At 52.9% G+C, this 12,337-nt stretch carries 11 protein-coding genes; all 11 read left to right on the forward strand.

The features are described from left to right. The first annotated feature begins 37 nt into the window (after positions 1 to 37). Positions 38 to 1,348, forward strand: a complete 1,311-nt coding sequence (pepB, locus tag ED901_RS23560; RefSeq protein ID WP_056781298.1) for an aminopeptidase PepB — start codon at positions 38 to 40, stop codon at positions 1,346 to 1,348. A gap of 77 nt (positions 1,349 to 1,425) precedes the next feature. Further along, on the forward strand, positions 1,426 to 2,289 hold the full coding sequence (sseB, locus tag ED901_RS23565; protein WP_056781294.1) for an enhanced serine sensitivity protein SseB: 864 nt from the start codon (positions 1,426 to 1,428) through the stop codon (positions 2,287 to 2,289). A 223-nt stretch (positions 2,290 to 2,512) separates the two neighbouring features. Next, positions 2,513 to 2,938: a nucleoside-diphosphate kinase gene (ndk, locus tag ED901_RS23570; protein ID WP_056781291.1), complete on the forward strand. Its 426-nt coding sequence runs from the start codon at positions 2,513 to 2,515 to the stop codon at positions 2,936 to 2,938. 237 nt (positions 2,939 to 3,175) lie between these two features. Continuing rightward, the gene (locus ED901_RS23575) at positions 3,176 to 4,375 is read left to right on the forward strand and encodes a bifunctional tRNA (adenosine(37)-C2)-methyltransferase TrmG/ribosomal RNA large subunit methyltransferase RlmN (protein WP_056781288.1); all 1,200 of its coding nucleotides are present in this window, start codon (positions 3,176 to 3,178) and stop codon (positions 4,373 to 4,375) included. 124 nt (positions 4,376 to 4,499) lie between these two features. Next, positions 4,500 to 5,231 carry a type IV pilus biogenesis/stability protein PilW gene (pilW, locus tag ED901_RS23580; protein WP_205965140.1) on the forward strand — a complete coding sequence of 244 codons (732 nt, stop codon included), beginning with the start codon at positions 4,500 to 4,502 and terminating at the stop codon, positions 5,229 to 5,231. Then, positions 5,221 to 6,219 carry a cytoskeleton protein RodZ gene (gene rodZ / locus ED901_RS23585; protein WP_122097411.1) on the forward strand — a complete coding sequence of 333 codons (999 nt, stop codon included), beginning with the start codon at positions 5,221 to 5,223 and terminating at the stop codon, positions 6,217 to 6,219. Before pilW ends, rodZ begins: the two co-directional genes overlap by 11 nt. Before the next feature lie 42 nt (positions 6,220 to 6,261). Continuing rightward, positions 6,262 to 7,383 carry a flavodoxin-dependent (E)-4-hydroxy-3-methylbut-2-enyl-diphosphate synthase gene (ispG, locus tag ED901_RS23590; RefSeq protein WP_056781278.1) on the forward strand — a complete coding sequence of 374 codons (1,122 nt, stop codon included), beginning with the start codon at positions 6,262 to 6,264 and terminating at the stop codon, positions 7,381 to 7,383. Between the two features lie 132 nt (positions 7,384 to 7,515). After that, positions 7,516 to 8,790, forward strand: a complete 1,275-nt coding sequence (gene hisS / locus ED901_RS23595) for a histidine--tRNA ligase (protein ID WP_122097412.1) — start codon at positions 7,516 to 7,518, stop codon at positions 8,788 to 8,790. A 13-nt stretch (positions 8,791 to 8,803) separates the two neighbouring features. Then, the gene (locus ED901_RS23600; protein ID WP_056781272.1) at positions 8,804 to 9,424 is read left to right on the forward strand and encodes a YfgM family protein; all 621 of its coding nucleotides are present in this window, start codon (positions 8,804 to 8,806) and stop codon (positions 9,422 to 9,424) included. Between the two features lie 11 nt (positions 9,425 to 9,435). Beyond that, a complete protein-coding gene (gene bamB / locus ED901_RS23605; RefSeq protein ID WP_056781269.1) occupies positions 9,436 to 10,617 on the forward strand; it encodes an outer membrane protein assembly factor BamB in 1,182 nt (393 codons plus the stop codon). 209 nt (positions 10,618 to 10,826) lie between these two features. Then, positions 10,827 to 12,311 (forward strand): ribosome biogenesis GTPase Der, encoded by a 1,485-nt coding sequence (der, locus tag ED901_RS23610; protein WP_122097413.1) that lies wholly within the window; start codon positions 10,827 to 10,829, stop codon positions 12,309 to 12,311. The last annotated feature ends 26 nt before the right edge of the window (positions 12,312 to 12,337 follow it).

Consider the following 12,337-nt stretch of genomic DNA (forward strand, 5'->3'; position numbering starts at 1 on the left):
GTCATCATTGAAGATAAAAACAATCAGGAGTGCTGTTATGAGTTCCGAAGTAACGACCAATGAAGCCATGCACGTTTTCCTTTCCACTCAGCCTGCCGATGCACGCTGGGGCGAAAAAGCCACTTTGAGTACCGATTCAGCGGGCATGACCATTCATTTGAATGGCGGCGACGCGCTGACGGCAATCTCACGTGCAGCGCGCCGTATCGATGGTCAGGGCGTTAAAAACGTTAAGCTGGCCGGTGAAGGCTGGGATCTCGAAAACAGCTGGGCGTTCTGGCAAGGCTTCCGCGGCCCGAAAGGCGCGCGCAACGTTGAGTGGGCTGAATTATCAGAAGATGACGCCACTACACTGAAACAACGCCTGAAAATCATCGACTGGGTACGTAACACCATCAATACTCCGGCGGAAGAGTTGTCACCTGAGCAACTGGCGACCCGCGCTGTGGATCTGATGTGCGAATTCGGCAACGATAAAGTCAGCTACCGCATTACCAAAGGTGACGATCTGCGTCAGCAGAATTATCAGGGGCTGCACATTGTTGGCCGGGGTTCTGATCGTCCGCCGGTATTGCTGGCACTTGATTACAACCCGAGCGGCGATGCTGAAGCACCGGTTTACGCCTGTCTGGTCGGCAAAGGTATCACCTTTGACACCGGCGGCTACAGCCTCAAGCCAAGCGCTTCCATGGACTCGATGAAAGCCGATATGGGCGGCGCAGCCACCTTGACCGGCGCTCTGGCACTGGCTGCGGCCAATGGCCTGAACAAACGTGTGAAACTGTACCTGTGCTGCGCCGACAACATGGTCAGCGGCAACGCATTGAAACTGGGCGACATTATTCGCTACCGCAACGGCAAAACCGTTGAAGTCATGAACACCGACGCCGAAGGCCGTCTGGTTCTGGCGGATGGTCTTATCGACGCATCTGCTCAGAATCCTGAACTGCTGATTGATGCGGCAACGCTGACGGGCGCTGCGAAAACGGCGCTGGGCAATGATTATCATGCGCTGTTCAGCTTTGACGATGCGCTGGCTGCCGAACTGCTGGAAAGCGCGAAAGCCGAACACGAACCGTTCTGGCGTTTGCCGCTGGAGGAGTTCCATCGCGCACATTTGCCGTCCAATTTTGCTGAACTGAATAATATCGCGGGCCCTTCTCATACCGCGGGTGCAAGCACGGCGGCAGCTTTCCTGTCTCATTTCGTCACTGAATATAAGAAAGGCTGGCTGCACATCGACTGCTCCGCCACTTACCGGAAAAGCGCGGCGGATCAGTGGTCTGCGGGCGCGACCGGCCTGGGTGTGCGGACCGTTGCCAACTTATTGTTAGCAAAAGCCAAATAAATTAAGACAGCATGGCAAGAAGCACAACGGGGCGCTTAACGGCGCCCCGTTTCATACCATTACCGGAGTCAAGAATCATGAGTGTCCCACACGATCATCTCCCTGCCGGCGCAGCGGCAACAGACGGTGAAAACGAGCTCGAGCGCCTGCTCCGCCTGTCTGTCACCGCGGCTGCCTGGCGCCCGGCGTTCTATCAAACGCTGCTGGAATCCACAGTTTTTGTGCTGGGTGACGCAGGGCAGGATGACGCTGAAAAGCAGGGCAGTGTGGCGATCACCGCTGGCAGTGAACTGAATATTTTGCACTGGGAAAAGCAGGACGGCAGCTCAATCATTCCTTTCTTTTCCTCTGTAGACGTTCTGGAAAAAGCCAGTGCCGGCGAAAGCCCGGATGAGCAGGCGTTTGTTGCGCTGCCTGCCCGTGTGTTGTTTGAAATGACACAAGGGGAAGAATTATTTCTGAATCCGAAGTCAGAATATGGCAAAGAATTCTACCCAAGCGAAGTGACGCTGCTGCTGAGCAACGGCGGGTTGAATGCGCCTTCAGAACTGGTACTGGATAAAGAAAGCCAGCTGCTGATTGGCCAGCCGGAGGAGTATCCGTCGGCGATGATCGACGCGCTGACCACGCTGTTTACTCAGAAAAAGCCGGTGCGCCGGGCGTTTATGGCTCTTATCCATGACAAAACCGTGGATGATCAACCTAACCTGCTGATCGGTGTAGAAGCTGACGGTGATGAACAGGAAATCGATGCGCTGATCCGTGAAGCCGGCAATGTGGCTGCCGAAACGTCTCCCGATGACCGTCCGGTTGATTTCTGTATCGTTTGCGAAAAAGAACGCGGCATCAGCCATTATCTGATCAGCCACACCCAGCCTTTCTATCAGCGCAAATGGGGAAGCTGGTTGCGTAACATCATTCCTTCGTCCGGGCAGGCATAAAACGATAAGGTAAACGGGGCACAAAACTCTTTATTGCCCCTGCTTTGTTTAAGGGAAATGGGGTGTTTGTGCTTGATCGTGAATCAATGCCGCATTTTTTTAATTAAATGTTGTGATTCGGGTAGGCAATTTTAACTTCGCTCCCTATAATCACCGCCATTTTACGGCAGGTATAACATTAAATTAACCGGCCCTACCTATAAAAGTCAGCCAGAGGTTTTTCATGACTATCCAACGTACTTTCTCCATCATTAAGCCAAACTCCGTTGCAAACAATGACATCGGCGCAATCTACGCGCGTTTCGAACGTGCAGGTTTCACCATCATTGCTTCTAAAATGCTGAAACTGACCAAAGAGCAGGCTGAAGGCTTCTACGCTGAGCACAAAGGTCGTCCGTTCTTCGACGGTCTGGTTGAGTTCATGACCTCTGGCCCGATCATGGTTCAGGTTCTGGAAGGCGAAAACGCAGTTCAGCGTAACCGTGACATCATGGGTGCAACTAACCCGGAAAATGCACTGGCCGGTACTCTGCGTGCAGACTTTGCTGACAGCTTCACCGCTAACGCTGTTCACGGTTCTGATGCTGTAGAATCTGCACAACGCGAAATCGCTTACTTCTTCGACGAAAGCGAAATCTGCCCGCGTTAAGATTTTGGGCGAAGCCTGATTGGAAGATGCGCCGCATATTCACAAGAATTTGCCCTGGTCACCTTCCAAACATGGCAACTCTGCCCTAAAATTTGTACAATGTTGCGCCCCGAATGAGCCAGCCTCTTCGGGGCGCAATTTATTGCAGGCCATCTGAATGCCGCTGACAGGCAGCAAAAGGTCAGGCTCTGCACTTCCCTGGCGCCATAACGTGTAACAACGAGGCCATATTTCATTATGTTAGAATCTACAACTCCCGAGCAAAACGTGTCTGAAACCTTCCCAATCTCTGCAGAGGAAGTGAAAACTGTTGCTCCTGCTGCCGCAAAAATTAACCTTCTTGACCTCAACCGCAAACAAATGCGTGAGTTCTTTATCAACATGGGCGAGAAACCGTTCCGTGCTGATCAGGTCATGAAGTGGATGTATCACTATTGCAGCGATGATTTCGAGCAAATGACCGATATCAACAAACCGCTGCGTGACAAACTGGCGCGTGTGGCTGAAATCCGTGCGCCGGAAGTCGCTTCCGAACAACGTTCTACCGATGGCACCATCAAATGGGCGATTCAGGTAGGCGGCCAGCTGGTCGAAACTGTGTATATCCCGGATGGCGATCGTGCGACGCTCTGCGTTTCCTCTCAGGTTGGCTGCGCGCTGGAATGTACCTTCTGTTCTACCGCTCAGCAGGGTTTCAACCGTAACCTGCGTGTGTCCGAAATCATCGGCCAGGTGTGGCGTGCGGCTAAAATCATCGGTGCTGCGAAAGTCACCGGTACCCGTCCAATCACCAACGTAGTGATGATGGGAATGGGCGAACCCTTGCTGAATCTGAATAACGTGGTGCCGGCCATGGAAATCATGCTGGATGACTTCGGTTTTGGTCTGTCTAAACGCCGCGTGACCTTGTCTACGTCCGGTGTGGTTCCTGCGCTGGATAAGCTGGGCGACATGATTGACGTTGCGCTGGCCATCTCCCTGCATGCGCCAAATGACACTATCCGCGACGAGATCGTGCCAATTAACCGCAAGTACAACATCGATACGTTCCTGGCCGCTGTTGAACGCTATATCAGCAAATCCAATGCTAACCAGGGCCGTGTAACCATCGAATACGTGATGCTTGACCACATTAACGACGGTACTGAGCATGCGCATGAGCTGGCTGAGCGTTTGAAAAATACGCCGTGCAAAATCAACCTCATTCCGTGGAACCCGTTCCCTGGCGCGCCGTATGGCCGCAGCTCAAACAGCCGCATCGATCGCTTCTCTAAAGTGCTGATGGAATACGGTTTTACCGTCATTGTGCGTAAAACCCGCGGCGACGATATTGATGCCGCTTGTGGTCAGCTTGCCGGTGATGTGATCGACCGTACCAAGCGTACGTTGAAGAAAAAAATGGCCGCTGAGCAGCAGATTTCCGTTAAAGCCGTTTAGTTGTCAGAAGTGTGTGTAGGTGCGTTCGGGCTGTGCAGATACCATTTCACAGCCCGTTTGTTTATTGTCGGTGGCAGAATAAAGGGAATTAAGCATGACAATGCAAGGCAGTGTGAAGGTGCTGATGGCGGCGGGTTTAGCCGCTTCTTTGCTCGCCGGGTGCTCAAGCTCTCCGAAGGAGACGCAGTCAGCTACCGGAGCCTCACAGACGCGTCTTGAACTGGGAATGGCGTATCTTTCCCAGGGAAATATGGATGCGGCGAAACAGAATTTGCAGATAGCCGCGGACAGCGCGCCTGACGATTATCGCACTCAGCTGGGCATGGCGCTTTACGAGCAAAAAACCGGCGATCAAAAAGCTGCGCAAAGTCGCTACCAGCAAGCGCTGAAGCTGGCACCGCAAAATGGGACCGTGTTGAATAATTACGGTGCGTTTTTGTGTAGTTTAGGGCAGTATGTACCGGCACAACAGCAGTTTAGCGCCGCAGCTAATGCGCCTGATTACGGTCAGGTTGCTGACAGTCTCGAAAATGCAGGCTACTGTTTTCTGAAGGCAAATCAGAATGAGGAAGCGCGAGTGTTACTGAGCCGGGCATTAAAAATCGATCCCGATAAAGGCGCACCCTTGCTGACAGAGGCAACCAAAGAATTTGGAGAAGGGAATCGCGCTCAGGCAAAACTTCTACTGGATGTATACCAGCATGTTCTGCCAGCCACGGCTGACAGCATTATGTTACAAATTCGATTCGCTGCGTTAGCGGGCAATCCGGACAGCGTTCAACGCTACGGTAAGCAGCTTGCGCGTAGTTATCCACAATCCCAACAGTACCAGCAGTTCTTAGCTAATGAATACTGAAGCCTCCCAAGAAAATAAAGTTAAACTGACCGCAGGCCAACGCCTGTGTCAGGCACGTGAAGAGTTAGGGCTAAGCCATCAGGCCGTTGCAGAACGCCTGTGTCTGAAAGTCTCAACGATTCGCCAAATCGAAGAAGAAACGACGCCGGGCGATCTCGCTCCGACTTTCCTGCGTGGCTATCTTCGTTCTTACGCCAAACTGGTTCATATCCCGGAAGAAGAACTGTTAGATCTGATCGGTAAGCAAGCCCCCATCAAAGTGCCGAAAGTCGCTTCAATGCAGGGTTTTTCTCTCGGCAAGTCTCGTAAAAAACGCGATGGCTGGCTGATGGGCTTTACCTGGTTGATCGTGTTTGTTGTGATTGGCCTGACCGGTGCATGGTGGTGGCAAAACCATCAGGCGCAGCAGGAAGAAATCGCGACAATGGCCGATCAGTCAACGGCTCAACTGAATCAGGATAACGGCCAGGGGCAAACTATTCCTCTGGGCGGTGGTGACAACGCCAATTCTGCACCGACGACAGAAGATTCCTCTTCTGCGCCTGACGCAGCGGCCGGGGCACCACAGGCACAGAACTCAATTCCGTTGAACACCACGTCAACGCCAACGGATAGCAGCGCACCGGCCACCGCCGGAACGCCTGCAGCACAAGCACCTGCTGCAGTATCCACCAGCCAGCCAGCCATGGCTGAGAATGGTCTGCCAACCGGTGATGCACAAACTGCTGCGGCAGGTGCGGATCCACAAGCTGTCGCTTTGACATTCAAAGCTGACTGCTGGTTACAGATCGATGACGCGTCAGGTAAGACCCTGTTCAGCGGCATCAAAAAAGGCGGCGAAACCCTGAGCGTGAAGGGAACTGCACCTTATAAGCTGAAAATCGGTGCACCGGGTGCAGTGGATATTCAATTCCAGGGCAAGCCGGTTGATTTAAGTCGTTTCGTAAAATCAAGCCGTGTTGCGCGCCTGACTATCGCTGCCGAGTAATCGGCAGCTTGTCGGACGATTGCAACGATGGAGAGTGAAGTAATGCATAACCAAGCACCCATTACCCGTCGCAAATCAACCCGGATTTATGTCGGCAAGGTGCCTGTAGGTGACGGAGCACCGATTGCTGTGCAATCGATGACCAACACCCGCACCACAGATGTCGCGGCGACGGTCGCGCAGATCAAATCGCTGGAACGTGTCGGTGTCGATATTGTTCGCGTTTCCGTGCCTACCATGGATGCCGCTGAGGCGTTCAAGCTCATCAAGCAGCAGGTTAATGTCCCGCTGGTCGCTGACATCCATTTTGATTACCGTATCGCGCTCAAAGTAGCCGAATACGGCGTTGATTGCCTGCGTATTAATCCAGGTAACATTGGTAATGAATCCCGCATTCGCTCGGTAGTGGATTGCGCCCGTCATTACAATATTCCTATTCGTATCGGCGTGAATGGCGGCTCTCTGGAGAAAGATATCCAGGAAAAATTCGGCGAACCTACGCCGGAAGCGCTGCTGGAATCGGCGATGCGCCATGTTGATATTCTCGATCGCCTCAACTTTGATCAGTTCAAAGTGAGCGTTAAAGCCTCAGACGTGTTTCTTGCCGTTGAGTCTTATCGTCTGCTGGCGAAGCGTATCGATCAGCCTTTGCATCTTGGCATCACTGAAGCGGGCGGTTTACGCGCCGGTTCCGTGAAATCGGCCATCGGCCTCGGTCTTTTGCTGTCTGAAGGTATCGGCGATACGCTGCGCATCTCGCTGGCCGCCGACCCTGTCGAAGAAGTGAAGGTAGGCTTTGATATTCTGAAGTCACTTCGCATTCGCTCGCGTGGCATCAACTTTATTGCCTGTCCGACCTGCTCGCGTCAGGAATTTGATGTCATCGGTACGGTTAACGCGTTAGAGCAGCGTCTGGAAGATCTGATCACCCCGATGGATGTTTCCATCATTGGTTGTGTGGTGAATGGGCCGGGCGAAGCGCTGGTGTCCACGATCGGCGTCACCGGAGGCCATAATAAAAGCGGCTTCTATGAAGACGGCGTACGTCAGAGAGATCGTTTTGACAACGAACAGATGATCGACCAGTTAGAAGCGAAGATCCGTGCTAAAGCGGCGATTATGGATGAGAGTAAACGTATCGTTATCAATCATCTTGAAAAGTAACATCGGTTGCGGGTGTCAGAGTACATCTGCATTATATTGAACCCGACAGGGGTGACGGCGTTGTGCGTTGAACCGCAGGACACAAACCCCCTATAATCGGGTTCATTTTTTATAAAACGATAGAGAACTGACGTGGCAAAGAATATCCAGGCCATTCGCGGCATGAACGACTACCTGCCGGAAGACACTGCGCTGTGGCAGCGTATCGAAGGTACTTTGAAACAGGTACTCAGTGGTTACGGCTACAGCGAAATCCGTATGCCGATTGTAGAGCAGACCCCATTGTTTAAACGCGCGATCGGCGAAGTGACCGATGTCGTGGAAAAAGAAATGTATACCTTTGAGGATCGCAACGGTGAAAGCCTGACGCTGCGCCCTGAAGGTACGGCGGGCTGTGTGCGCGCCGGTATCGAACATGGTCTGCTGTACAATCAGGAACAACGTCTGTGGTACATCGGCCCGATGTTCCGCTACGAGCGCCCGCAAAAAGGCCGCTATCGTCAGTTTAATCAGTTAGGTGTGGAAGTCTTTGGCCTGCAGGGCCCGGACATCGACGCGGAGCTGATCCTGCTGAGTGCGCGCTGGTGGCGTGCGCTGGGCATTTCTGAACACGTGACGCTTGAACTGAATTCAATCGGTTCACTGGAAGCCCGCGCCAGCTATCGTGATGCGCTGGTGGCTTTCCTGGAGCAGCATAAAGACAAGCTGGATGAAGACTGCAAACGTCGCATGTACAGCAACCCGTTGCGCGTTCTGGACTCCAAAAATCCGGATGTCCAGGCATTATTGAATGATGCTCCGCAACTGGGTGACTATCTTGATGAAGAATCAAGAGAACACTTTGCAGGTCTGTGTGAACTTTTAGAGCAGTCTGGTATCCCATATACGGTTAATCAGCGACTTGTGCGCGGTCTGGATTATTACAACCGCACCGTGTTCGAATGGGTAACCAGCAGCCTTGGCGCACAAGGTACTGTTTGTGCCGGTGGCCGTTACGACGGGCTGGTTGAACAATTAGGGGGCCGTGCAACCCCTGCTGTCGGTTTTGCGATGGGTCTGGAGCGTCTGGTGTTACTGGTTCAGGCCGTAAACCCGGACTTCAAAGCCCCTGCGACGGTAGATGCTTACGTCATTTCTTCGGGAGCAGGGACGCAAGGTGCAGCCATTAAACTGGCTGAGACACTGCGTGATGCGCTGCCGGAGCTGAAAGTGATGACTAACTACGGTGGCGGAAACTTTAAGAAGCAATTCGCCCGTGCAGATAAATGGGGTGCGCGAGTTGCCCTGGTATTAGGCGAAGATGAAGTCGCTAACCAGCAGGTTGTGATCAAAGACCTGCAGACTGGAACGCAAGAAACGCTGACGCAGAGTGATGTTGCTGTGCGTCTGGCCTCGATGTTGGGTTAAGGAGAAGGACACTGTGGAAGTCTATACCACTGAGAATGAACAGGTTGATGCTGTACGTCGCTTCTTTGCCGAGAACGGTAAAGCGCTGGCCATCGGCGTTGTTCTGGGTATTGTCGCCCTGGGCGGCTGGCGTGTCTGGCAGAGCCATCAGGATTCCGCTTTGACGGAAGCTTCTGCGTCTTTCCAGAAAGCAAATCAGGCGCTGACCAGCAAAAATCCGCAAGGCGTGGCTGAGCTGGAAAAGTTTGGTCAGAGCAATGACAATAACTACGGTGTGTTTGCCGCTCTGCAACTGGCCGATCACTTTGTCGAAATCAAAGATTTCGCGAATGCTGAGAAGCAGCTTCTTCAGGGGCAAAGTCAGGCCAAAGAAGACAATTTACGCTCGCTGGTGAACTTACGTCTGGCACGTGTCCAGATGCAGCAAGGCAAATTTGATGATGCACTCAAAACGTTAGATGGCGTGAAGGGTGAAGGCTGGACAGCAATGCAGCAAGGCATCCGCGGTGATGTTCTGCTCGCAAAAGGCGATGCGAAAGGGGCTCGTGAAGCCTTTAGCAAAGGTCTGGAATCTAAACCCTCTCAAACGCTGCAAACGATGCTGCGTATGAAATTGAACAACTTAGCCAGCTAAGGGGAACCCCGATGCAATTGCGTAAAACACTCTTGGTAGGATGGGTTTCTGTTGCCCTGCTGAGTGGCTGTTCATTGTTTAACAGCGAAGAAGATGTTGTCAAAATGTCCCCGCTGCCAAAAGTTGAAAATCAATTTACTCCGACTCAGGTCTGGAGCAAATCCGTAGGCGACGGCGTAGGCGATTTCTACTCCCACCTGCGTCCGGCCTGGCAGGACAGCACCATTTACGCAGCCGATCGTTTTGGCATCGTGAAAGCACTGGATGCTGACAGCGGTAAGGAAAAGTGGAGTGTTAATCTGTCTGAAAAAACAGGTTTCTTCTCCAGCAACCGTTCAGCACAACTGTCCGGCGGTCTGACTGTTTCTGGCGGCCATGTGTATGTCGGCAGTGAAAAAGCGGTTGTTTATGCGCTGAATACCGAAGACGGTACAGTGGCATGGCAGACCAAAGTGGCGGGCGAAGCACTGTCCCGGCCTGTGGTCAGCGATGGCTTAGTGCTGGTTCATACCGGCAACGGGATGTTGCAGGGGCTGAGCGAATCTGACGGTACCGTGCAGTGGACTGCTAACCTCGATATGCCAACCCTGTCCCTGCGCGGCGAGTCAGCCCCGGCAGTGGCGTTTGGCGCAGCGATTGTCGGCGGTGATAACGGCCGTGTCAGCGCAGTGCTGATGAAAGAAGGTCAGTTGATCTGGCAGCAACGTATTTCACAAACCACCGGGACGACTGAAATCGATCGTCTGAGTGACGTGGATACTACGCCGGTCATCGTTGATGGCGTCGTTTATGCGCTGGCTTACAACGGTAATCTGGTGGCCATGGATCTGCGTTCAGGTCAGGTCATGTGGAAACGTGATGTGGGTTCCGTCAATGACATCATCGTCGACAGCGGCCGTATCTACATGGTCGATCAGGATGACCGCGTGATGGCGCTTGATACGCAAGGCGGCGTTAGCCTGTGGCGTCAAAGTGATCTGTTGCACCGTAATCTCACCGCGCCAGTGCTGTATAATGGGTATATCGTGGTGGGTGATTCCGAAGGTTACCTGCACTGGATCAATACCACAGACGGTCGTTTCGTTGCTCAGCAGAAAGTCGACAGCGATGGCTTCCTGAGTGCGCCGATTGTGGCAAGTGACAAGCTGGTCGTGCAGGCGAAAGGTGGCGAAGTTTACTCCTTCACCCGCTAATATCGCGCCCGGCGTCTGGCCCTGAGATCGTTTGATCGCGGGCTTAAAAACGGCTCCTGAATTGCTCAGGGGCCGTTTCGTATTCTGAAAACCGTGCAATTTTTCGAACAGATTGCGCTGTAACAAATTGAATTATAGCTGTTTGTCCAGAAGTGAAGGGCTGCAGGCTATTTGCGTTTAGCTATAAATAAAAAAACTGAGGCTTCAAAATGATACCTGTCGTTGCGCTTGTTGGGCGCCCGAATGTGGGTAAATCCACTTTATTTAACCGTTTGACCAAGACGCGCGACGCGCTGGTTGCGGATTTCCCGGGGCTAACGCGTGACCGCAAGTATGGTCGTGCTGAGATTGAGGGTAATGAATTCATCATCGTGGATACCGGCGGTATTGACGGTACCGAAGATGGCGTTGAAACCCGCATGGCTGGCCAGTCATTGCTGGCAATCGAAGAAGCGGACATCGTGCTTTTCATGGTCGATGCGCGCGCGGGCCTGATGCCTGCCGATCAGGGCATTGCCCAACATCTTCGCAGCCGTGAAAAATCCACTTTCCTGGTCGCGAACAAAACCGACGGTATTGATCCGGACAGCGCCGTCGGCGATTTCTACTCACTGGGTTTAGGCGAAGTCTACCCGATCGCGGCTTCTCATGGCCGTGGTGTGGCGCAGCTGATTGAACACGTGCTGATCCCGTTTGTCGGTGAAAAGCCGGAAGAAGTCGAACTGACTGAAGAAGAGGCTAACGCCGCTTACTGGGCAGAACAAGAAGCGACCGGTGATGAAATCCCGGAAGACGAAGAAGACGACTTTGATCCGCAGTCCCTGCCAATCAAACTGGCTATTGTCGGGCGTCCTAACGTAGGTAAGTCCACACTGACTAACCGTATTCTGGGGGAAGAGCGTGTCGTGGTTTACGACATGCCGGGGACCACCCGTGACAGTATTTATATCCCGATGGTGCGTGACGAGCGTGAATACGTTCTGATCGATACTGCCGGCGTGCGTAAGCGCGGTAAAGTTACTGAAACCGTTGAGAAATTCTCCGTCATCAAAACCCTGAAAGCGATTGAAGACGCGAACGTCGTGATGCTGGTGATTGATGCCCGCGACGGCATTTCCGATCAGGACCTTTCACTGCTGGGGTTCATCCTCAATAGTGGGCGCTCACTGCTGATTGTGGTGAACAAATGGGATGGCATGAGTGAAGATGCGCGTGCACAGGTGAAAGACCAGCTGGATCTGCGCCTTGGTTTTGTCGACTTCGCCCGAATCCACTTTATCTCGGCCCTGCACGGCAGCGGCGTTGGCAATCTGTTTGAGTCAGTGATCGAAGCCTACACCTGCGCGACCACGCGAGTGAGCACTTCCATGCTGACCCGTATCATGCAGATGGCGGCGGACGATCATCAGCCACCGCTGGTCAATGGCCGTCGTGTGAAGCTGAAATATGCTCATGCCGGGGGGTATAACCCGCCGATCGTGGTTATCCACGGTAACCAGGTGAAAGATCTGGCTGACTCCTACAAACGCTATCTGATGAACTATTTCCGCCGTTCATTGAAAGTGATGGGAACGCCTATCCGCATCCAGTTTAAAGAGGGTGAGAACCCGTATGAAGGCAAGAAAAACACGCTGTCACCACACCAGCAGCGTAAACGTCGACGCCTTCTGCAGCATCTGAAAAACAAATCCTAAACTGATGGGGTGCATGAAAATGTACC

The organism is Rahnella sp. Larv3_ips, from assembly GCF_003697865.1.
In the GTDB taxonomy this organism is placed as follows: domain Bacteria; phylum Pseudomonadota; class Gammaproteobacteria; order Enterobacterales; family Enterobacteriaceae; genus Rahnella; species Rahnella rivi.

What these genes read in the sequence shown, in the direction of transcription:
- pepB (WP_056781298.1), top strand. Translation starts at nt 38, where the DNA reads ATGAGTTCCGAAGTAACGACCAATGAAGCCATGCACGTTTTCCTTTCC.
- sseB (WP_056781294.1), top strand. Translation starts at nt 1,426, where the DNA reads ATGAGTGTCCCACACGATCATCTCCCTGCCGGCGCAGCGGCAACAGAC.
- ndk (WP_056781291.1), top strand. Translation starts at nt 2,513, where the DNA reads ATGACTATCCAACGTACTTTCTCCATCATTAAGCCAAACTCCGTTGCA.
- ED901_RS23575 (WP_056781288.1), top strand. Translation starts at nt 3,176, where the DNA reads ATGTTAGAATCTACAACTCCCGAGCAAAACGTGTCTGAAACCTTCCCA.
- pilW (WP_205965140.1), top strand. Translation starts at nt 4,500, where the DNA reads ATGGCGGCGGGTTTAGCCGCTTCTTTGCTCGCCGGGTGCTCAAGCTCT.
- rodZ (WP_122097411.1), top strand. Translation starts at nt 5,221, where the DNA reads ATGAATACTGAAGCCTCCCAAGAAAATAAAGTTAAACTGACCGCAGGC.
- ispG (WP_056781278.1), top strand. Translation starts at nt 6,262, where the DNA reads ATGCATAACCAAGCACCCATTACCCGTCGCAAATCAACCCGGATTTAT.
- bamB (WP_056781269.1), top strand. Translation starts at nt 9,436, where the DNA reads ATGCAATTGCGTAAAACACTCTTGGTAGGATGGGTTTCTGTTGCCCTG.
- der (WP_122097413.1), top strand. Translation starts at nt 10,827, where the DNA reads ATGATACCTGTCGTTGCGCTTGTTGGGCGCCCGAATGTGGGTAAATCC.